Genomic DNA, 20128 nt, shown 5'->3' with positions numbered 1-20128 from the left:
GCGTTTCGCCAGACAAGCGTCCGGAATAGACCACAATCAGGCATTCGCCGAGGTGAGTGCGGTCAGCGCGGCGGGCAGTTCGGCCAGGGTGGACACCTCGGCGTCAGGGACCAGGCCGGACGGGCGGGGCAGCCGCCCCCGGTTCAGCCAGACCGCCCGCAGGCCGGCCCGCTGCGCCGCCGCCACGTCGTGCTCCGGGGAGTCCCCCACGTGGACGATCCGCTCGGCGGGCAGGCCGGCCGCCACGACCACCGCGGCGTAGAACTCGAGCGCCGGCTTCTTCGGCAGGCCGTTCTCGTGCGCGTACAGCTCGAAGGCGAACTGCCCGGCGAGGCCGCAGCGTTCGGCGCGGCTGTTGCCGTTGGTGGCGAAGCCGAGCAGGTGGTGCGGGCGCAGTGCGGCGAGCGCCGGCACCGCGTCCGGGAACGGCCTGCTCAGCTCGTACCGGCGGGCGAAGAAGAGCGCCGCCAACTCGTCCAGGTGGTCGTCGAGCCCGGCCCGGGCCAGCGAGCGGGCCAGCGCGGTGCGCCGGATCTCCTGCACCGGCGCGGCGCTCAGCGCGCCGAACACCTCACCCCAGTCCGACTCCAGGTCCGCGAGCGACACCCCGGCCGCGGCCGGGGTCCGGCGTCGCATCTCCTCGAGTACGCACGCCAGCGCACCGGTGACCGCCGGGCGGAGGTCGATCAGCGTCTCGTCGGCGTCGAAGACGACAGCGGTCGACATGCGGCCAAGCCTCTCAGTCGCGGCCGGTCGCCGTGGCCCCGCCGGCGTCAGCGTTCGGCCGTCAGGACCGGCTCGGCCGGGGCGGACGCGACCGCCTCGGGCGCACTGCGCAGCTCGTCGAGCCGGACCAGAGCGACCCCGGCCACGATCAGCACGCCACCGAGCAGCTGGACCCCGGCCGGCAGCTCGCCCAGCACCAGCCAGGCGATCAGCACCGCGAACATCACCTCGGTCAGCCCGACGAAGGAGGAGAGCCGCGCCCCGAGGATCCGGGCCCCGGCCACCCCGGTCAGGTACGCGACCACCGCGGCGATCAGCGACAGCCCGGCGATCGGCACCAGCCAGCTCATCCGGTGCCCGGAGAAGGTGACGTCGGCGGTGCCGGCGTGCAGCGGGAGCACCCCGACCACGCCGAGCAGGAGCAGTACGAGCGCGCCGACGGCCATTCCGCCGCTCGCCATCACCACGGACGGCAGCTCGGCGTCGACCCGGCCGGCGATGACGAAGTAGCCGGCCAGCCCGACCCCGGCGCCGAGCCCCCAGAGCACCCCGACCGGGTCGAGCCGGCCGGCCCCGGTCAGGTCGAGCACGAGGACCAGCCCGGCCAGCGCGGTGAGCGACCCGACGACGGTGAGCAGCCGGGGCCGCTGGCCGTGGACCAGCCACATCCAGCCGACCACCAGCACGATGCCGAGGTACTCCAGCAGCAGCGCGACGCCGACCGGCAGGTAGCGGACCGCGTTGAAGAAGCACGCCTGGGCCAGGGCCACCCCGAGCAGCCCGAAGACCACGACGGTGCCGGCGTTGCGGCGGAGCACCGGCCCCCGCCCGCGCAGCGCCAGCAGGGCCGGCACGGCCAGCACCAGCGCGGCGATGCCGACCCGGGCCAGCACCACCGCCTCGGCGGACCACTCGCCGGTGATCAGCGGGCGGGCGAAGGTGCCCGAGGTGGCGAAGGTGAGCGCGGAGAGCAGGGCGAGGCCGAGACCGACACCGGGCCGTTCACGCATCGACAACTCCTTGGTCCGGGGCGACCCGTCATGAGTCAAACGAGGTTATGCTGATGACGCTAGGCCGGCACCCTGACAGGAGTCAAGTTGCTTTTCGCTCATGACACCGAGTGCGCCCTGACCGCCGTCGCAGCGCTGGTCAACACTGCCGACCCGGGCCAGGAGGGGCTGCCCGACGTGGCCGCCCTCGACGAGTTCTTCACGGCGCACGCGTGGACCGGCCGGCACGAACACACCGAGGCCGAGCTGCGCCAGGTCCGCGCCCTGCGACCCCGGCTGCGCCGGCTCTGGCACGCCGACACCGACGAGGTGGTGACCATCGTCAACGGGCTGCTCCGCGAGTCGCACGCGCTGCCGCAGCTCATCCGGCACGACGACGAGCCGTACCACCTGCACGCCGTGCCCCGGGACGCACCGCTGGCGACCCGGATGGCGGTCGAGGCGGCCATGGCGCTGGCCGACCTGGTCCGGATGGACGAACTGAGCCGGCTACGCATCTGCGACCACCCGGACTGCGACAACGTCCTGGTCGACCTCTCCAGGAACCGGTCCCGCCGGTTCTGCGACGCCGGCTGCGGCAACCGCGCCGCGGTCACCGCGTACCGCGCCCGCCGGGCGGCCGCCCAGGCCTGACCCGGCCCACCACTGCGGCGGCGACACGACGCCGGCACCCCGGTGAGCGCTGATCCACTCGCTGCGGCAGGTCGGGCCGTCCCGGGCAGGGGAAGGCATGGGTTGCCGCAGCCGGAGTGGATCAAGCCGCCGACACGGCGAGGTCCGTCAGGGGTGGGTCATCCGGAGCAGGTCGAGGGCCTCGTCGAGCTGCGCCTCGCTGAGCGTGCCGGAGGCGACGTGCCCTCGGGAGATCACCACCTCGCGGATGGAGACCTGCTTGGCCAGCGCCTCCTTGGCGATCGAGGCGGCCTCGTCGTACCCGAGGTGGCGGTTGAGCGGGGTGACGATCGACGGCGACCCCTCCGCGTACGCCAGGCAGACCTCGGCGTCCGCGACCAGGCCGACCACCAGGCGGTCGGCGAAGATCCGGCTCGACGCGGACATCAGCTTGATCGACTCCAGCAGGTTGCGGCCCATCACCGGGAGCATCACGTTCAGCTCGAAGTCGCCCTGGGTGCCGGCGAACGCCACGGCGGCGTCGTTGCCGATCACCTGCGCGCAGACCTGCCGCATCGCCTCGGCGACCACCGGGTTCACCTTGCCCGGCATGATCGACGAGCCGGGCTGGAGGTCGGGGATGCGCAGCTCCCGCAGGCCGGCGCGCGGGCCGGAGCCCATCCAGCGGATGTCGTTGGCCATCTTGTACAGGCCGACCGCGATGGTCCGAAGCTGGCCGGAGGTCTCCACCAGCGCGTCCCGGGCGCCCTGCGCCTCGAAGTGGTTGCGCGCCTCGGTCAACGGCAGGCCGGTCGAGTCCCGCAGCTTCTCGATCACCTTCGCCGCGAAGCCGAACGGGGTGTTGATGCCGGTGCCCACCGCCGTGCCGCCGAGCGGCAACTCGGCCAGCCGGGGCAGCGCCGCCTCCAGCCGCTCGACGCCGTAGCGGACCTGGGCGGCGTACCCGCCGAACTCCTGCCCCAGGGTGACCGGGGTGGCGTCCATCAGGTGGGTACGCCCGGCCTTGACCACGGTGGAGAACTCCTCCGCCTTCTCCTCCAACGCGCCCGCCAGGTGCTTCAGCGAGGGGATCAGGTCCTCCACCACGAACTGGGTGGCGGCCAGGTGGATCGACGACGGGAAGACGTCGTTGCTGGACTGCGAGGCGTTGACGTCGTCGTTCGGGTGGACGCCGCGGCCCAGCTCGCGGCTGGCCAGGGTGGCGATCACCTCGTTCGTGTTCATGTTGGACGACGTGCCGGAGCCGGTCTGGAACACGTCCACCGGGAACTGGTCGTCGTACCCGCCGTCGGCGACGTGCGCGGCGGCGGTGGCGATCGCCTCGGCCACGTCCGCCCCGATCACGCCCAGCTCGCCGTTCACCTGGGCGGCCGCCCCCTTGATCTGCGCCAGGGCCTTGATCTGAGCCGGTTCGATGCCCCGCCCGGAGATCGGGAAGTTCTGCACCGCGCGCTGCGTCTGCGCCCGCCACAGCGCCTCGGCGGGCACCTCCACCTCGCCCATCGAGTCGCGTTCGATCCGGTAACCGGTCGCCTCTGGAGTCGTCACGCGTACCATCCTGCCGCGCTGGTCGCCGGCCCGCAGGGAAAGCAGCTCCCGGCCAGCACCGCTCAGGCCAACTCAGCCAGCAGCTCCTCGGTCCACTGCTGATCGGGGGCCTCGACCTGCCGGAACAGGGTCAACGCCCGGCTGGCGTAGGTGCGGGCCTGACGCGGGTCGGTGCCGCGCAGGCAGCGGGCCATCCCGTCGAGCGCCCGGGCCTGCTCGTACCGGGCACTCAACCGGGTGGCGTCCTCCAGCACTCGACGGTGCAGGTCCAGGGCGCTGGTCACGTCCCCGTGCTCGAAAATTGCCCGGGCCAGCAGGTTCCGCGAAGCGCACTGCCCGATCCGGTCCCCGGCCTGGCTCATCGTCACCAGCGCCTCGCGATGCAGGGCCGCGGCCCGGTCCGGGAAGCCCTCCCGTCGGACCAGGACGCCGAGTTCGTTGAGCACCTCCCCCTCGCCGACCCGGTTGCCCGTCTTCCGCTTGAGGTACAACGCCGACCGGAGCAGCCGGCGGGCCGGACCCACCTCGCCCAGCCGGTGTCGGGCGATGCCCAGGTTCGCGACCGCGTGCGCCAGCTGCCGGGGGTCCTCGGACTGCCGGGACAGCAGGAGAAGTTTCCGGCCGGCACGGCGGGCCTCCTCGTAGCGACCACAGCCGAGCAGCGCGAAGCAGATGTTGTTGAGCAGGTTCACCGCCTCGTGCAGTTCGTCCGGCCGCTTCATCAGTGCCAGGGCGGCGTCGAACATCTCCATGCTCCGCCGGTAGTCGCCGTTCGCCGCGTAGGAGGCGCCGAGATTCCACAGCGTGCTGCGCACCTCCCGGTGCAGCCCGAGCCGGCGACGCAGGTCAAGCGCCACCTCCATCAGCCGGATCGCCTCGGGAAAGCGAGCCAGGCGGTAGTACGCCGAGGAGAGGTAGTTCAGCATCACGGCCACTGCGGCCTGATCGCCGAGCTGCTCGGCGGCCCGCAGACCGATCGTGTGCGTCTCGATCAGCTCGTCCAGGTGCCCACCGTCGAAGTTGGGCCGCCAGCAGGCCCGCGCCAGTTGCCAGCAGTGCCGGGGGAAGCCCTCGGTCTCGGCCAGCTGCACGAGGGCGGTGAGCGCCGCGTGGTTCTCCTCGAACCAGTCCATCCCCTGACCGGCGGCCGCCGCGACCAGGTCGGGGCGGGCCGGCGGAGCGGCGAACCGGAGGGAGTTGCGACTGCCCGCCGACTCGATCGTCCAGGCGATCGCGACGGCGACGTGCAGATGGTGGTCCAGCAACCGTTCGAAGGCCGCACGATGCTCGGCCGCCTGCTCCGGATCGGCCAGCAGTTCGCGGGCGTACTCCCGGATCAGGTCGTGCAGCCGGTACCGGCCCGGCTCCAGTTCTTCGGCCAGATGCGCGTCGACCAACTCGTCGAGCACGTCCTGCGCCTCGGGCGCGGACGACTCCGCGAGGGCGGCCGCCACCCAATTGTCGAACCGTACGCCCGGGTGCAGGCCGACGAGCCGGAACAGCCGCTGCGCGCGCGGCGACACCTGGGCGTACGACAGGGCGAAGGCCCGGCCGACCGAGCGTTCCCCGGCCGACAGCTCGGTCAGCCAGTCCCGGCCCGCCAGCCGGTCGGCCAGGTCCCGCACCGCCCACCGGGGCCGGTGGGCGAGCCGAGCGCCGGCCAGCCTGATCGCCAGCGGCAGGTATCCGCAGCGGCGCACCACCTCGGCGGCGGCTTCCGGCTCGTCGGCCACCCGGGCCCCGCCGGCCACCCGTCCCAGCAGCTCGATCGCCTCGTCGGCGTCCAGCACCGGCAGCGACGACGGTCGCCCCCCGTCCAGTCCGACCAGCCGCCGCCGGCTGGTGATGAGGACCAGGCAGTCCGGGCCGTTCGGCAGCAGCGGCGCGACCTGGCCCGGGTCCGCCGCGTTGTCGAGCACCACCAGCACCCGCCGTCCGGCCAGCTCACTGCGCCAGAGCGCCAGCCGGTCCTCAAGGTCCACCGGGATTCGTTCCGCCGGCACCCCGAGCTGGCGCAGCAGCGCGGCCGCCGCAGCGGCGGGAGCGAGCGGGGTGCGTTCGCTGTAACCGTGCAGGTCGATGAAGAGCTGCGCGTCGGGGTACCGGGGGGCCAGGGCGCTGGCTACGTGCACGGCCAGAGTCGTCTTGCCGCTGCCGGCCATGCCGTCGATGAGCTGGACGCGGGCCCCGTCCTCCTCGATCTCCTTGACCAGCCGGGCGATGGTCTGCTGCCGTCCGGTGAAGTCGCTGATCGCCCGGGGCAGCGAGCGGACCGGCGCGGCGGAGCGCTGCTCCGGGCCGCCCAACGCCAGATCGCCGGCGAGCACCCGCTGGTGCAGCTCCTGCAACGCCGTGCCGGGCTCGATGCCCAGGTCCTCGGCGTAGATCCGGCGGCCCTCGCGGTAGACAGCGAGGGCGTCGGCCTGCCGGCCGACCGAGGAGAGGGCGAGCATGAGTTGCCCGCGCAGCCGCTCCCGCAACGGATTCCGTTCCACGCTCTCGGTCAGCTCGTCGATCAGGTCGGCCGCCTGGCGCAGCCGCAGCTCGACGTCGACGCACTCCTCCAGCGCGGCGAGCCGCTGCTCGTCGAGGGCCTGCGCCCGGCGACGTACGCTCCGGCTGGTGATTCCGCTCAGCGCGGGCCCGCGCCAGAGCGCCAGTGCGGCGCGGTAGTGCCGGCGCGCCTCGGCGGACTGCCCGGCGGCGACCGCGGCCCGGCCGGCCTCGACCTCGCGGGCGAAGACCTCGACGTCCAGGTCGCTCGGCTCGATCCGGATGCCGTAGCCGACCGGATCCCGAATGATGATCTCCGGGGACAGTCCGAGCACGGCGAGCCGCTGCCGCAGCCGCGACACACAGATCTGGAGCTGGGTCCGGGCGGTGGCCGGGGGCCGCTCCTCCCAGACCGCGTCGATCAGTTCCTCGACGGGCACCACCCGACCGGCCCGCAGCAGCAGCATGGCGAGCACGGTCCGGTCCCGACCTGCGGTGACGGTGGCTTCGCCACTGCCCACCCGCAGGGATCCCAGGATCCCGAACCGCATCTGTCCCCCGCATGCCTTTTGTGCAACTTCCAGCAGCGTAGCTCCCTGGTCACCGATCGCCTCGTCGAGGCGATAGCGATCTGATAGCGGATCGACAGCGCCAGACCCGACACTCGTCCCGGGTTGTCGGTGACGACATCCGACGGGGGCGGTGCGCCCGTCCGGGGGATCCCTCCGGGCGGGCGCACCGATGTCGATGAACGGTCGCCCCGATGCCGGCAGGCCCGGCTCCGACCACCCGAAAGTCGGACGCGCCGTAGCCAATCACTTACTTAAAATCATGGAAGTATCTTCACTCCCTTCGGAGGCTGTCACCTTGCACGTCAACGGGGGTTCTTCCGGCGTGTCCACGGCACGCCCGCGGCGCGTACCGCGCCGGCTGCTCACCACGGGCCTGGCGGCCCTGCTCACCACCACGGGCGCCCTGGCGATCACCGGCCAGCCGGCGTCGGCCGTGCAGAACTACGTCCAGCCCGTCGAGGTGGCCTGGACCGACAACGCCCAGCCCACCCGCTCCTTCTCGGCCGAGGACGGCGCCCTCCCGGTCGGCACCTGGCAGACCGCCGCGGGCGACAAGCACACGTCCCGGGCGTACTTCACCTTCGACCTCACCCCCTACCTGGGCCAGCGGATCATCAGCGCCCGGGCGGTGACCGGCGAGCGGTCGGTCAACAACTGCGACAAGCCGCGCGAGCTCCAGCTCTGGCGAACCGAGAACCCGACCACGGCGCCCACCTGGAAGTCGGCGCCCGCCGCTGTCGAGAAGCTCGCCGACCTCGACGTCCCCGGCCCGCTCTGCCCCGCGACCTACCTGACCGCCCTGGTCACCGACCAGGTGCGGGCGGCGATCGCGGCCAAGCAGGCCAGGGTCACGTTCATGCTGCGGATCGGCGAGCACGAGGACGGCCTCCAGTGGGGCCGGCGGGTGAACACCCTCGGTGTCTCGCTGGAGCACAACCACGCGCCGAACGTCCCCGGCAAGCTCAGCGCCGGCGGCCTCGCCTGCCGCGACGATCTGTTCATCGGCACGACCCGCCCGGAGCTCCAGGCCGAGGTGACCGATCCGGACGTCAACGAGACCGGCGGCGGCGACCAGCTCAGGGCCACGTTCGCCTGGTGGCCGGTGGAGCGGCCCGCCGAGCGGACCGAGTTCGCGTTCTCATACGCGATGCCTTCGGGCTACCGGTTCCGGTACACGGTGCCGGACGGAGTGATGGTGCACGGCGGCACGTACGCGTTCAGCGTCCGCGCCACGGACCAGTACGGCGACACCTCGGACTGGGCGCCGGAGTGCCGGTTCACCGTCGACACCCAGGTCCCGGCGCAGCCCGTCGTCATCTCCACGGACTACCCGGCCGCGCCGTACCAGCCGACGGCCTTCGGGCCGGGCATCCCCGGGAAGTTCACCTTCTCGCCCAACGGCTCGGACGACGTGGTGATGTACCAGTACTCGAGCTGGGACAGCGGCTTCGGCACGGTGCCCGCCGATGGTCCCGACGGAACCGGGGCTCTCACGTACACCCCGAAGAGCCCCGGCTACCACCGGCTCGAGGTGTCCAGCATCGACCGGACCGGCAACCGCTCCGCCACGACCATGTACGAGTTCTACGTCCGGCAGACCGCTCCACGGATCACCGACGGGAACCCGACTGGCGCGATCGGCGAGCCCCGCGAGCTGACCTTCAGTCCGGGCATGGAGAACGTGGTCGAGTACACCTGGCAGCTCAACGACGGGGAGCCGGCGACCGTGCCGGCCGCCGCCGACGGCACCGCGCAGGTGACGATCACGCCCCGCCAGGGCGGCGCCAACAAGGTCACGGTCACCAGCCGTACCGCGGACGACCTGCCCAGCGGCATCGGCGAGTACTACTTCTACCTGGCGAGCACCCCGACCATCTCGTCACCCGACTTCCCGCTGGACGGCGGTGACGGCCCGCTCGCCGGCACACCCGGCACGTTCACCTTCGCCCCCGGCATGCCCGGGGTGACCGAGTACGTCTGGTCGGTCAGCGGCGGCGAGCAGCACACGGTGGCGGCGAAGGAGGACGGCACGGCCACCGTCACGTACACCCCGACCGAGGCCGGCTTCCAGTGGATCGAGGTGTTCAGCCGGACCGCCGAGGGCGACAAGTCGGAGACCGCCTCCGGGTACTTCGTGATCTTCTCGCACGCGCCCGAGGTCAGCTCGACGGACTATCCCGCGTATCAGGAGGCCGGCGGCCCGGGTGTGACCGGTGGGTTCACCTTCCACCCGGCCCGCGACGGCGTCACCGGGTACGTCTACGACTTCGGCGACGGCCCGAGGACGGTCACGGCGGAGGCCGACGGCACCGCCACCGCCAGTTGGACCCCGCAGTCGTACCCGGTGGACACGCGGGGCCTGGTGCGGCTCAAGGTGCGTGAGAAGATCGGCGACATCGTCTCCGACGAGACCGAGTACGCCTTCTACCTCGGCAAGCTGGCCCCGACCGTCACGAGCGAGGACTATCCGTCGAACGGCGGGGGCGCGGGCGGCCCGGGGATCGCGGGCAGCTTCACGCTGACCGCCCACGTCCCGGGAAGCACCGAGTTCGTCTACCGCTTCGGCACGGAGGAGAAGACCGTGCCGGCCGGTGCGGACGGTACGGCCACCATCACCCTCACCCCGACCGAGGTCGGCGACAACTACCTGTACGTCTCCAGCCGGACCGACTCGGGCATCACCTCCGGGGAGGGCGTGTACTGGTTCCCCGTGGCCAACCCGGGCTGACCAACGGTGCAGAAAAGGGGCGCCGGGTGGGATCCCACCCGGCGCCCCTTCCCGCGTACGCGGGACGTCAGCGCCGACCGACGGTGAGCACCGGCTTGGTGACCTCGGCGAAGAAGTCGTTGCCCTTGTCGTCCACCACGATGAACGCCGGGAAGTCCTCCACCTCGATCCTCCAGACCGCCTCCATGCCCAGCTCGGGGTATTCGAGCACCTCGACGTGCTTGATGCAGTCCTGGGCGAGCCGGGCGGCCGGGCCGCCGATCGAGCCGAGGTAGAAGCCGCCGTGCTGCTGGCAGGAGCGGGTGACCTGGGCGGAGCGGTTGCCCTTGGCCAGCATCACCATCGAACCGCCGGCCGCCTGGAACTTCTCCACGTACGCGTCCATCCGGCCGGCGGTGGTCGGGCCGAACGAGCCGGAGGCGTAGCCCTCGGGGGTCTTGGCCGGACCGGCGTAGTAGACGGCGTGGTCGCGGAGGTACTGCGGCATCGGCTCGCCCGCGTCCAGCCGCTCGGCGATCTTGGCGTGCGCGATGTCCCGGGCCACCACGAGCGGACCGGTCAGCGAGAGCCGGGTCTTCACCGGGTACTTGGACAGCTCGGCCCGGATCTCGTCCATCGGCCGGTTGAGGTCGACCCGGACCACCTCGGAGGCGTCCAGGTGGGCGTCGGTGACGTCCGGCAGGTAGCGCGCCGGGTCGGTCTCCAGGCGCTCCAGCCAGACGCCCGACGGGGTGATCTTGGCGACCGCCTGCCGGTCGGCGGAGCAGGAGACGGCGATGGCCACCGGGCAGGAGGCGCCGTGTCGGGGCAGCCGGACCACCCGTACGTCGTGGCAGAAGTAGCGGCCGCCGAACTGCGCGCCGATGCCGAAGTTGCGGGTCAGCTCGAGCACCTCGGCCTCCAGCTCCAGGTCGCGGAAGCCGTGCGCGCTCATCGAGCCGGAGGTGGGCAGGTTGTCCAGGTACTTCGCTGAGGCGTACTTGGCGGTCTTCAGCGCGTACTCGGCGGAGGTGCCGCCGATGACGATGGCCAGGTGGTAGGGCGGGCAGGCTGCGGTGCCGATCAGCCGCAGCTTCTCCTCCAGGAACTGCATCATCCGCGTCGGGTTCAGCAGCGCCTTGGTCTCCTGGTAGAGGTACGACTTGTTGGCCGAGCCGCCACCCTTGGCCATGAAGAGGAACTTGTACGCGTCGGCGTGCCCGTCCGGGTCCTCGGCGTAGAGCTCCACCTGGGCGGGCAGGTTGCTGCCGGTGTTCCGCTCCTCCCACATGGTCAGCGGGGCGAGCTGCGAGTAGCGCAGGTTCAGCCGGGTGTACGCCTGGTAGACCCCGCGCGAGATGGCCTCGGCGTCGGTGCCGTCGGTGAGCACGTGCCGCCCGCGCTTGCCCATCACGATCGCGGTGCCGGTGTCCTGGCACATCGGGAGCACGCCACCGGCGGCGATGTTGGCGTTGCGCAGCAGGTCCAGGGCGACGAAGCGGTCGTTCGGCGAGGCCGCCGGATCATCGATGATCGACCGGAGCTGGGCCAGGTGCGCCGGGCGCAGGTAGTGGGCGATGTCGTGCATCGCCTCGGCGGTCAGCGCGGTCAGCGCGGAGGGCTCCACGGTGAGGAACCGACGGCCACCCGGGCCGTTGACGACGTCGACGCCCTCGTCGGTGACCAGGCGGTACTCGGTCTGGTCGGGACCGGTCGGCAGCAAGGGGGCGTACGAGAAGGCGGCGGCACTGCTCATGACGGTGAAGCCTAGGGCAGAGGCGTCGATCGGTGGCACCCCCGGGGGCGTCCCTGGGACGCCGCTCTCACCCGCCGTGCCGCTCAGCTCAGCAGAGCTCCTTCTTCGGCCCGCAGCTGCCCTGGTCGGAGGGGGGCACATAGGTCCCGCCCGGGTCCGGCGCGGGCACGCCGCCCTCGTCCGCCGGGGGCGGCACGGTGCTGCCGGCGCCCCAGCGGACGTACCCGATCTCCCGTCCCTCGCCGATGATCATGCCGTTCGGGCCGACCGCCAGGGCCTTCGCCGAGGTCCGCAGCACCACCAGCTCCTGACCGGTACGCGGGTCGACCGCGATCAGCCGGGACGGCTTCTCCTCCGCGATCACCGCCGCGTACGGGGTGAGCGCCGCCCCGCTCCTGCCGCCGGCGGCCCGGGTCCACCGGGTCCGGTCGACGGCCAACTCCCGGCCGAGGATCGACTGCTTGTCGGCGCTGCGCACGAGCGCGTACCGGTCGTCGACGGCGAGCAGCTTCTCGCCGTCCGCGCCGACCTGGAGCAGCCGGCCGTCGTACCCGTCGATCACCGCCTCGCGGCCGTCCGGGGCCACCCCGATGAGCACGTTCCGGGCGCCCTGCGGGTCCTGCCGCTGCACGCAGCCGGCGTAGTCCGCGGTCCGCAGGTTCACCCCGGTGCGCCGCCACACCTGCTGGCCGGTGGCCGGGTCGACGGCGGAGATGCTGAAGTAGCAGGTCCCGTCCCGCGAGGTGGCGGTGATCCGGAGCAGCCGGCCGCCGATCACCGCCAGCCGCTCCTCCCGGCCGGGCTGGACGTTCTGCAGCACCCGCCCGGTGGCGGTGTCCACCACGTGTACCCGCCCGTCGACCGGAAAGCCGAGCAGCGGCGGCACGTTCTCCGGCCCGGCGACCCCGCCGTCGATCCGCGGCGCGCCGAGCCGGCGGGTGCCGAGCAGCTCCGGGTTGTCGGCGAGCATCCCGCTGTGCACGCCGGGCAGGAAGGCGGTCCAGAGCGGGCGGGTCCCGCGTGGCTCCCAGGCGCTCAGCGTGCAGTCGGTGGGCGCGGCGCAGCGCACGTCGAGCAGCAGGTTCCGGTACGTCCAGACGGCCACCGCCTGGTCGTCGCGGCGGCGCACCACGCCGGTGGCGGGGTCGAGCAGCTCGTACCCCTTGACCAGGAGCTTGCCCACGGCGACGACCGGGTCCCGGTCGCCGCCCGCGACCGCCGCCCAGTCCGCCTTGTGCTCCCAGAGCTGAGTGCCGGTGGCCAGGCTGCGCGACTCGACCCGGGTCCGCTGCTCGACGATCACGGTGTCGCCGGCGATGGTGACGCTCTTCGGGGTGCCGCCGACCCGCTGCTGCCAGACCACGTCCGGCTCGGAGATCGGCTGGCTCCGGTCGACCCAGTCCCACATGGCTGGGAACGGATTCCACACGCCGGTCGCGGCGAGCACGACCACGGTGATGAGCCCCAGCAGCAACCAGCCGCGTACGCCAAGGCCCTTCACACCGCACACGGTAGCGACGATCACCGCTGCGCCGACCCCCCGAACGGCCGTGTCGCGCGGCTTTCTCGGCCAGGAGTGTTACGAGCCGCCGTGCGCGGCCGAGCGGACCAGCGGGAGCGTGCGGTAGGGGATCTGCTCGGCCAGCGCGATGATCGTGGAGGCGCGGCGGATGCCCTCCGACGAGACGATCTGGTCGATCACCCGCTGAAGGTCGGTGTTCGACCGGGCCACGATGCGGCAGAGCAGGTCGCTGGAGCCGGTGATGGTGTGCGCCTCCAGCACCTCGGGGATCGCCGCCAGGTGCGCGGTCACCGGGTCGTGGCCGTGCCGCTGGCTGATCTCCAGGGTGACGAAGCTGGTCACCCCGAAGCCGATGGCGGCCGGGGAGATGTCCGGGCCGAACCCGCCGATCACCCCCCGGTCGACCAGCTTGTCGAGCCGGGCCTGGACGGTGCCCCGGGCCACCCCGAGCCGGCGGGAGCACTCCAGCACCCCGATCCGCGGCTCCTCGGCGAGCAATGTGAGGAGTCGCGCATCCAGCTCATCGAGCTGTACATCCTGACCAGCACTCATGGGTCTTCACCTTACCGATTGCACAACCTGACCAGCATTTCCGCCAACTCTTGCTCAACTATCCACGCCCCAGCGATCCTCGCCACATCAGCAACCAACGGCGGCCCACGAGGCCGGCCGGTACGCAAGGGAGGCCACCATGACCCAGGCGATCGACCGACCCCAGTCGACCGAGGAGGTCGACGCCGACGCTCTCATCGGCGCCGTCGACCACGACATCACCCGGGACCCGTTCCCGGTCAAGGGCCTCGACCATGTGCACTTCCTGGTCGGCAACGCCAAGCAGGCGGCCCACTACTACTCCACCGCGTTCGGCATGACCTGCGTGGCGTACCGGGGTCCGGAGCAGGGCTACCGGGACCACGCCCAGTACGTGCTGACCAGCGGCTCCGCCCGGTTCGTGCTGACCGGCGCGGTCCGCCCGGACGCCGAGGGCGCCGAGCACGTGGCCCGGCACAGCGACGGCGTCTCGGACATCGCCCTGGAGGTGCCGGACGTGGACGCCGCGTACGCGCACGCCACCGCGCAGGGCGCGACCGGCCTGGTCGAGCCGCACGACGTCAGCGACGAGCACGGCACCGTCCGGATGGCCGCCATCGCCACGTACGGCGACACCCGGCACACCCTGGTCGACCGGTCCCGCTACTCCGGGCCGTTCCTGCCCGGCTTCGTGGCCCGCGGCCCGATCGTGGACCGGCAGCCGATGATCGACGCCGGCATCCAGCCGAAGCGCTTCTTCCAGGCTGTCGACCACGTGGTCGGCAACGTGGAGCTGGGCCGGATGGACGAGTGGGTCGAGTTCTACAAGCGGGTCATGGGCTTCACCAACATGGCCGAGTTCATCGGCGACGACATCGCCACCGACTATTCCGCGCTGATGAGCAAGGTGGTCGCGAACGGCACCCGCAAGGTGAAGTTCCCGCTCAACGAGCCGGCCATCGCCCGCAAGAAGTCGCAGATCGACGAGTACCTGGAGTTCTACCAGGGCGCCGGCGCGCAGCACATCGCCGTCGCCACCAACGACATCCTGGCCAGCGTCGACGCCATGCGCGCGGCCGGCGTCGAGTTCCTGGACACCCCGGACTCGTACTACGAGGACCCGGAGCTGCGCGCCCGGATCGGCCAGGTGCGGGTGCCGATCGAGGAGCTGCAGTCCCGCAAGATCCTGGTCGACCGGGACGAGGACGGCTACCTGCTGCAGATCTTCACCAAGCCGGTGCAGGACCGTCCGACCGTCTTCTTCGAGCTGATCGAGCGGCACGGTTCCCTCGGCTTCGGCAAGGGCAACTTCAAGGCCCTGTTCGAGGCCATCGAACGGGAGCAGGAGAAGCGCGGCAACCTGTAACACTGTCCGCGTGACCCAGCCTCCCTCGAGCACTCCGCCGCCGCCCGCCGGGCCCCCGCCCGCGGGCGGCGGCTTCGCGCCGCCGTCCGGGCCGTACCTGCCGCCCGCGCAGCACACCCCGCCGACGTACGCCGGCCTGCCGAGCTACCCGCCGCCGGGGTACGCCCCGCACCCCGGGTTCGTCCCTTCGACGCTGGCCCCGAACGGCCAACCCCTGGCCGGCTTCGGCGAGCGGCTGGTGGCCTGGCTGATCGACATCCTGGTCGCCACCGCGGTGGCGACGGTGCTCTTCGCGCCGGTCTTCGTCTGGCTGGTCGTCCGGACGATCGACCAGATGCCGGCACCCGGCCCGGACGGGACCGTGGCCGAGCCCGACCCGTCGGTGTTCTTCACCGACCTGTTCCTGCCGGTGCTCCTCGCCGAGCTGGGGATCTTCGCGCTCCTGCTGGTCTTCTACTGGCTCTACCACGTCGAGTACGCGCGCCGGACCGGTCAGACGCTGGGCAAGAAGGTGATGAAGCTCCGCATCGTCCCGCTCGATCCGGCCACCCCGCTCACCCGGGGCGTCCTCGGCAAGCGGTACCTGGTGGAGTTCGTCGCCGGCTCGCTGGTGCCCTTCCTCAACTACGTCGACGGGTTCTGGCAGCTCTGGGACAAGCCCTGGCAGCAGTGCCTGCACGACAAGGCCGCCGGCACGGTCGTCGTTAAGGTTGCACCGTGAGCGTGAGGTGCAGCGAGGCACGGCCGTGAGCGTGCAACCCGGTTGGTACGTCGATCCCGCCGACCCCGACACCCGGCGATACTGGGACGGGGAGGGGTGGGTCGGCGCGCCCATTCCGGTCGACGCCACTCCCCCCGAGGGCCCGCCGCCGCCCGAGCCGGTCCCGGTCGCCACGCCGGCACCGGTCGGTCCAGGGGCACACCCGGGTCAGCCGGGTCCCGGGCCCCAACCGGGTCACCCCGGCGCCGGCCCGTACCCGGGACAGCCGGGACGGTGGCCGGGCCCGGAGCAAGGGCCGGGCCAGCCGACCGGGCCGGGGCAGTGGCCGGGCCAGCCGGCGGGCGCCGGGCAGCCGACCGGGGCGTACCCGGCCTGGCCGGGGCGCCCACCCCTGCCGCAGCCGCACGGACTGCCGCTCGCCTCGTACGGCGCCCGGCTGGTCGCCCGCCTGATCGACTTCGGCGTGGTGTTCCTGCTCAACGTCGCGGTGAACGGCTGGTTCATCTGGCGGTACTTCGAAGAGGTCGCGCCCTACCTGCGGGAGTCGTTCCGCCGGGCGCTGAGCGGCAACAGCTCGACCGAGGGGCTCCCCCAGCCCGGCGACCAGGCCGGCGGCCTCCAGATCGTCATCCTGCTGATCGCCACCGCGCTCTGGTTCGCGTACGAGGTGCCCTCGATGGCGGCCCGCGGGCAGACCTTCGGCAAGCGGCTGGTCGGCATCCGCGCGCTGCCGGTCGAGGCCGACCAGCCGCTCGGCTTCGGCCGGGCGACCCGGCGTTGGACCACCCTCGGGCTGCCCACCATGCTCTGGTACTGCTGCGGCTTCGGCCTGCTGCTCCAGCTCGTCGACGCGGTTTCCGTGCTCTTCGACCAGCCGCTGCGCCAGGCACTGCACGACAAGCGCGCGCAGACCGTGGTGGTCCAGCTCCCCCGCACCAGGCCCGACACCCGTACCACCCCGCGCGACCGCGCCAACCCCCCGGGAGACACCCCATGACCGACACCGGACGTCACCAGCCTCCGCTGCGGCTGACCCGCGCCGACCTGGACGCGCTGCCCAACTACGTGCCCGGACGCAGCCCCGCCGACCTGGCCCGCGAGCTGGGCCTGCCCGAGGCGATCAAGCTGGCCAGCAACGAGGTGCCGTACGGCCCGCTGCCGGGCGTCGTGGAGGCGGTCGCCGAGGCGGTCGCCGGCTCGCACCGCTACCCGGACATGGGCGTGGTGGCGCTGCGCCAGGCCCTCGCCGAGCGGTACGGCGTCGACGCCGACCGGATCGCCACCGGCTGCGGGTCGGTGGCGCTGGCCGAGCACCTGGTCCGGGCCACCTGCCTGCCCGGCGACGAGCTGCTCTACTCGTGGCGGTCGTTCGAGGCGTACCCGATCATCGCGGCGACCAGCGGCGCGACCAGCGTGCGGGTGCCGAACGACGCCGGCCACGGGCACGACCTGACCTCGATGGCGGCGGCGGTGACCGACCGGACCCGGATGATCCTGGTCTGCAACCCGAACAACCCCACCGGCACCGCGGTCCGCAAGGCGGAGCTGGACCGCTTCCTCGACGCGGTGCCGGACGACGTGCTCGTGGTGATCGACGAGGCGTACCGGGAGTTCGTCACCGACCCGGAGGTGCCGGACGGCCTCAGCTACCTGGACCGGCCGAACGTGGCGGTGCTGCGCACCCTGTCCAAGGCGTGGGGGCTGGCCGGCCTGCGGATCGGCTGGCTGGTGGCCGAGCCGAGCGTGGCGGCCGCCGTGCGCAAGGTCGTCACGCCCTTCTCCACCAGCACGGCCGCCCAGGCCGGTGCGCTCGCCGCGCTCGCCCAGGCCGACGAGGTCGAGCGCCGGTGCGCGCTGGTCGTCGCCGAGCGGGACCGGGTCACCGAGGCACTGCGCAAGTTCGTCCCGGACGTGCCGTCCAGCCAGGCCAACTTCGTCTGGCTGCCGCTCGGCGACCGGGCGGTCGAGTTCGGCAAGGCGTGCGAGGCGCGCGGCGTCATCGTCCGGCCGTTCCCCGGCGACGGGGTGCGGGTCACCATCGGCACGCCGGCCGAGAACGACGCCTTCCTGGCCGCCGCCGAGGCCGCGCTCGCCTGAGCCGTTCCGGCTGCTCGCCGCGGCTCAGGTCGCGGCGAGCAGCACGGGCTCGGCCATCAGGAAGTACGCCTGATCGTCGTCGTCCGGCACGGCCCGCTCGCGGGCCCGCTCCACGGCGACGTAGCCGCCCGTCGCGTACGCCCGGCCGGGCTGCCAGCCGATCCCGTCCTGGCCGATGTTCATGGCGAAGCGGGACCGCTCGGCGCCGGTCGCCGGGTCGAGGGTGACCAGGTCCTTCTGCTCGGTCAGCAGGTGGATCCGGCCCGGCTCGACCGCGATGATCCGGACCGGCCCGAGGTCGGCCCGCCGCCACAGCTCCTCGCCGGTACGGGCGGACCGGCCGGTCACCACCCCGGCCGAGGTACCGACGACCCGCTCGCCGTCGAGCTGGGCGTCCGTGCCGTCGAGGGCGGGCGCGGCCACCGGCGCACCGGAGCCCACCAGCCAGCCCCGGCCGCTGTCGTCGCCGGGGCCGGAGATACGCAGGCCCCGGCAGCCGGAGTGCCCCTGCCGGCAACCGACCGGCGTCACCACGAACTCCTCCGGGGCGTCCGGCGGGCGCCAGCGGGTGCGGACCGCGCCGGTGGCGGCGTCCCGGAACTCGACCGCCTCCGGCCCGGCGCAGGCGTCCAACCCGAGCACCTCACCGGCGGCGGTGGTGCCCGCGGCACCGAGGCAGCCCCGCTCCCGGTCGACCCGCCAGAGCCGGCGGCCGTCGGTCAGGTCGTACCCGTCGAGCCGGCCGGCGCCCGCCGCGACCAGCACGGCCCGGCCCGCGGCGGTGCGAGCGACGTGCAGTCCGGCCGGTTCCCAGACCGTCGCGGCGTAGGTGCGGCGCGGCTTCGGGAGTGCGCCGGGTTCCGGCCCGTCCGCCCGCCAGGCCACCCGGCCGGTATGTGCGTCCAGCGCCACCAGCTTCCCGTCCGACCAGCGGCTGACCACGGTGGTGCCCTCGGCGAGCACCCCGTCGAGCTTCGCGGGCCAGCGCCGGTACGACCAGAACGGGGTCACCCGGTACCGCCGGTCGACCGGCTGGTCGGCGTACACCTGGCGGGCGCCGGCGTAGACGCGGAGCCGGCCGTCGACGACCAGCGGGGCCACCGGCAGCCGGCCGATCACCCGGGGCCCGGGGTTCGGCGCCGCCGGGTACGCGCCGCGGGCGACTGTGCTGACCTCGGCCGGCGCGAGCACCCGGTGGACCACGACGGCCGCCGCCGCGACGGCGAGCACCGCCGCGAGCGCCACCACCATTCGCCGCCGCCCCTCGGGCAACCCCATCCCACACCTCCGCCCGGCACCCTATCGACCGGCAACGCCACCTTGCAGCGCGGCGTCAGACGCGCCGAGGTGGCGTTGCCGGAGGCGGGCTCTCGGTCGCAGCGCGGCGTCAGACGCGCCGAGGTGGCGTTGCCGGAGGCGGGCTGGGGCTTGCTAGGCGGCCTCGGCGGAGCGGGTGGGCGTGACCGCCGCGGCCAGGTCGGCGAGGTCGCGCCGGAGGGCGCCCTCGACCGCCCGGGCGGCCAGGCCGCCGAGGATGAGGGCCAGCATCCGGCCGTACGGGGCGGTCGGCGCCGCCTGCTGCTCGACGGTGACCTCGGTGCAGCCACGTCGGCGGCGTTCGACGGTCCGCAGTCGCCAGGTGATCCGGTAGTCCGCCCCGGCGCCCCGCGAGCTGAGCACCAACCGCGTCGGGGCGACCGCCTCGACCACCACGAACTCCTCCGGCTCCGCGGCGCCGTCCGGCCGGACCCGGGTCTCGCACCAGGCCGTGCCGGGGCCGAAGGAACCGGGGGTGAGCACGTCGACCGCGCCGACGGCGGAGAGCCACTCGGCCCGCGCGGGAAGGTCGGTGAGAAGCCGCCACACGTCGACGTCCTGCGCTTCGATGAATGCGGTAACCGCCACCGTCGACATGACACCTCCCGTGTCGTCCACGGTACGGGGCGTGAACGGGAAACGGGGAGGCTTGCGGTGACATTTCCACCACCGGTGCCCCGATCGGGGCACCGGGTTCCGGGGGCGTCGGGTTCCGGGGGCGTCGGGGTCAGCCGCGGAAGGCGTCGGCCCGGATCGCGGCGACGAACGCCGCCCAGCCCGGTGGGGTGACCGCGAGCGCCGGACCGGACGGGTCCTTCGAGTCGCGTACCCCCACCACGCCGTGCGCCGCGACCACGTTCGTCGCCACCTCGACGCAGAGGCCCTGGTCGTCGGCGCGGCTGCTGGTGCGCCAGACGGCGCCGGTCAGCTCGTCATTCCTCGTTCCCTCCTGTTCCGCTCCGGCACGCCCCGGGTCGCTCCGCGGGCGTGCGGAATCCGGGACGATCAACGGGAATGGCGACGTGGGGGGGGGGGGGGGGGGGGGGGGGGGGGGGGGGGGGGGGGGGGGGGGGGGGGGGGGGGGGGGGGGAGGGGGGGGGGGGGCGGGGGGGGGGGGGGGTGGTGTGAT

The 20128-nt window shown here is 73.0% G+C and carries 16 protein-coding genes; 6 read left to right on the top strand and 10 right to left on the bottom strand.

Annotated features, from left to right (window positions below):
- Positions 1–36 precede the first annotated feature (36 nt).
- Both ACZ6S5_RS31355 and ACZ6S5_RS31350 read right to left on the bottom strand, forming a co-directional pair.
- On the bottom strand, positions 37–726 hold the full coding sequence (locus ACZ6S5_RS31355; RefSeq protein WP_466005841.1) for an HAD family hydrolase: 690 nt from the start codon (positions 724–726) through the stop codon (positions 37–39).
- 47 nt (positions 727–773) lie between these two features.
- On the bottom strand, positions 774–1736 hold the full coding sequence (locus ACZ6S5_RS31350; RefSeq protein WP_466005840.1) for an EamA family transporter: 963 nt from the start codon (positions 1734–1736) through the stop codon (positions 774–776).
- A gap of 87 nt (positions 1737–1823) precedes the next feature.
- Here ACZ6S5_RS31350 and ACZ6S5_RS31345 point away from each other — a divergent pair, with 87 nt between their 5' ends.
- Positions 1824–2369, top strand: a complete 546-nt coding sequence (locus tag ACZ6S5_RS31345; RefSeq protein ID WP_466005839.1) for a CGNR zinc finger domain-containing protein — start codon at positions 1824–1826, stop codon at positions 2367–2369.
- A 147-nt stretch (positions 2370–2516) separates the two neighbouring features.
- Here the strand turns inward: ACZ6S5_RS31345 and ACZ6S5_RS31340 are convergent, their stop codons facing one another.
- Together ACZ6S5_RS31340 and ACZ6S5_RS31335 are read right to left on the bottom strand one after the other, a co-directional pair.
- Positions 2517–3926: a class II fumarate hydratase gene (locus ACZ6S5_RS31340; RefSeq protein WP_466005838.1), complete on the bottom strand. Its 1410-nt coding sequence runs from the start codon at positions 3924–3926 to the stop codon at positions 2517–2519.
- A gap of 53 nt (positions 3927–3979) precedes the next feature.
- Positions 3980–6961 (bottom strand): AfsR/SARP family transcriptional regulator, encoded by a 2982-nt coding sequence (locus ACZ6S5_RS31335; RefSeq protein ID WP_466005837.1) that lies wholly within the window; start codon positions 6959–6961, stop codon positions 3980–3982.
- 343 nt (positions 6962–7304) lie between these two features.
- Between ACZ6S5_RS31335 and ACZ6S5_RS31330 the strand changes: the two genes are divergently transcribed.
- A complete protein-coding gene (locus ACZ6S5_RS31330; RefSeq protein WP_466005836.1) occupies positions 7305–9710 on the top strand; it encodes a hypothetical protein in 2406 nt (801 codons plus the stop codon).
- A 67-nt stretch (positions 9711–9777) separates the two neighbouring features.
- Here the strand turns inward: ACZ6S5_RS31330 and ACZ6S5_RS31325 are convergent, their stop codons facing one another.
- The 3 genes from ACZ6S5_RS31325 to ACZ6S5_RS31315 form a co-directional block, all read right to left on the bottom strand.
- Positions 9778–11445 carry a fumarate hydratase gene (locus ACZ6S5_RS31325; protein ID WP_466005835.1) on the bottom strand — a complete coding sequence of 556 codons (1668 nt, stop codon included), beginning with the start codon at positions 11443–11445 and terminating at the stop codon, positions 9778–9780.
- An 88-nt stretch (positions 11446–11533) separates the two neighbouring features.
- On the bottom strand, positions 11534–12904 hold the full coding sequence (locus tag ACZ6S5_RS31320; RefSeq protein ID WP_466005858.1) for an outer membrane protein assembly factor BamB family protein: 1371 nt from the start codon (positions 12902–12904) through the stop codon (positions 11534–11536).
- A 120-nt stretch (positions 12905–13024) separates the two neighbouring features.
- Positions 13025–13519 (bottom strand): Lrp/AsnC family transcriptional regulator, encoded by a 495-nt coding sequence (locus ACZ6S5_RS31315; protein ID WP_466005834.1) that lies wholly within the window; start codon positions 13517–13519, stop codon positions 13025–13027.
- Between the two features lie 139 nt (positions 13520–13658).
- Between ACZ6S5_RS31315 and hppD the strand changes: the two genes are divergently transcribed.
- The 4 genes from hppD to hisC are packed head-to-tail and all read left to right on the top strand — an operon-like array spanning position 13659 to position 17682.
- Positions 13659–14864 (top strand): 4-hydroxyphenylpyruvate dioxygenase, encoded by a 1206-nt coding sequence (gene hppD / locus ACZ6S5_RS31310; protein ID WP_466005833.1) that lies wholly within the window; start codon positions 13659–13661, stop codon positions 14862–14864.
- A 10-nt stretch (positions 14865–14874) separates the two neighbouring features.
- Positions 14875–15585 carry an RDD family protein gene (locus tag ACZ6S5_RS31305; RefSeq protein WP_466005832.1) on the top strand — a complete coding sequence of 237 codons (711 nt, stop codon included), beginning with the start codon at positions 14875–14877 and terminating at the stop codon, positions 15583–15585.
- A gap of 25 nt (positions 15586–15610) precedes the next feature.
- Positions 15611–16582, top strand: coding sequence for an RDD family protein (locus tag ACZ6S5_RS31300; protein ID WP_466005831.1), 972 nt, complete (start codon positions 15611–15613; stop codon positions 16580–16582).
- The gene (gene hisC / locus ACZ6S5_RS31295; protein ID WP_466005830.1) at positions 16579–17682 is read left to right on the top strand and encodes a histidinol-phosphate transaminase; all 1104 of its coding nucleotides are present in this window, start codon (positions 16579–16581) and stop codon (positions 17680–17682) included. Before ACZ6S5_RS31300 ends, hisC begins: the two co-directional genes overlap by 4 nt.
- Positions 17683–17706: 24 nt before the next feature.
- Here the strand turns inward: hisC and ACZ6S5_RS31290 are convergent, their stop codons facing one another.
- From ACZ6S5_RS31290 to ACZ6S5_RS31280, 3 genes are all read right to left on the bottom strand, one after another.
- The gene (locus ACZ6S5_RS31290) at positions 17707–18960 is read right to left on the bottom strand and encodes an outer membrane protein assembly factor BamB family protein (protein WP_466005829.1); all 1254 of its coding nucleotides are present in this window, start codon (positions 18958–18960) and stop codon (positions 17707–17709) included.
- A gap of 153 nt (positions 18961–19113) precedes the next feature.
- Positions 19114–19596, bottom strand: a complete 483-nt coding sequence (locus ACZ6S5_RS31285) for an SRPBCC family protein (RefSeq protein ID WP_466005828.1) — start codon at positions 19594–19596, stop codon at positions 19114–19116.
- Between the two features lie 130 nt (positions 19597–19726).
- The gene (locus ACZ6S5_RS31280) at positions 19727–19927 is read right to left on the bottom strand and encodes a DUF397 domain-containing protein (protein ID WP_466005857.1); all 201 of its coding nucleotides are present in this window, start codon (positions 19925–19927) and stop codon (positions 19727–19729) included.
- Positions 19928–20128: the final 201 nt, after the last annotated feature.

Source organism: Micromonospora sp. NPDC051924, from assembly GCF_055586005.1.
This window is presented reverse-complemented; position numbering and strand designations above follow the sequence as displayed.

Excerpts from the sequence above, each read along its gene's own strand:
- ACZ6S5_RS31355 (WP_466005841.1), bottom strand. The coding sequence starts at position 726 with ATGTCGACCGCTGTCGTCTTCGACGCCGACGAGACGCTGATCGACCTC.
- ACZ6S5_RS31350 (WP_466005840.1), bottom strand. The coding sequence starts at position 1,736 with ATGCGTGAACGGCCCGGTGTCGGTCTCGGCCTCGCCCTGCTCTCCGCG.
- ACZ6S5_RS31340 (WP_466005838.1), bottom strand. The coding sequence starts at position 3,926 with ATGGTACGCGTGACGACTCCAGAGGCGACCGGTTACCGGATCGAACGC.
- ACZ6S5_RS31335 (WP_466005837.1), bottom strand. The coding sequence starts at position 6,961 with ATGCGGTTCGGGATCCTGGGATCCCTGCGGGTGGGCAGTGGCGAAGCC.
- ACZ6S5_RS31325 (WP_466005835.1), bottom strand. The coding sequence starts at position 11,445 with ATGAGCAGTGCCGCCGCCTTCTCGTACGCCCCCTTGCTGCCGACCGGT.
- ACZ6S5_RS31315 (WP_466005834.1), bottom strand. The coding sequence starts at position 13,519 with ATGAGTGCTGGTCAGGATGTACAGCTCGATGAGCTGGATGCGCGACTC.
- hppD (WP_466005833.1), top strand. The coding sequence starts at position 13,659 with ATGACCCAGGCGATCGACCGACCCCAGTCGACCGAGGAGGTCGACGCC.
- hisC (WP_466005830.1), top strand. The coding sequence starts at position 16,579 with ATGACCGACACCGGACGTCACCAGCCTCCGCTGCGGCTGACCCGCGCC.
- ACZ6S5_RS31290 (WP_466005829.1), bottom strand. The coding sequence starts at position 18,960 with ATGGGGTTGCCCGAGGGGCGGCGGCGAATGGTGGTGGCGCTCGCGGCG.
- ACZ6S5_RS31285 (WP_466005828.1), bottom strand. The coding sequence starts at position 19,596 with ATGTCGACGGTGGCGGTTACCGCATTCATCGAAGCGCAGGACGTCGAC.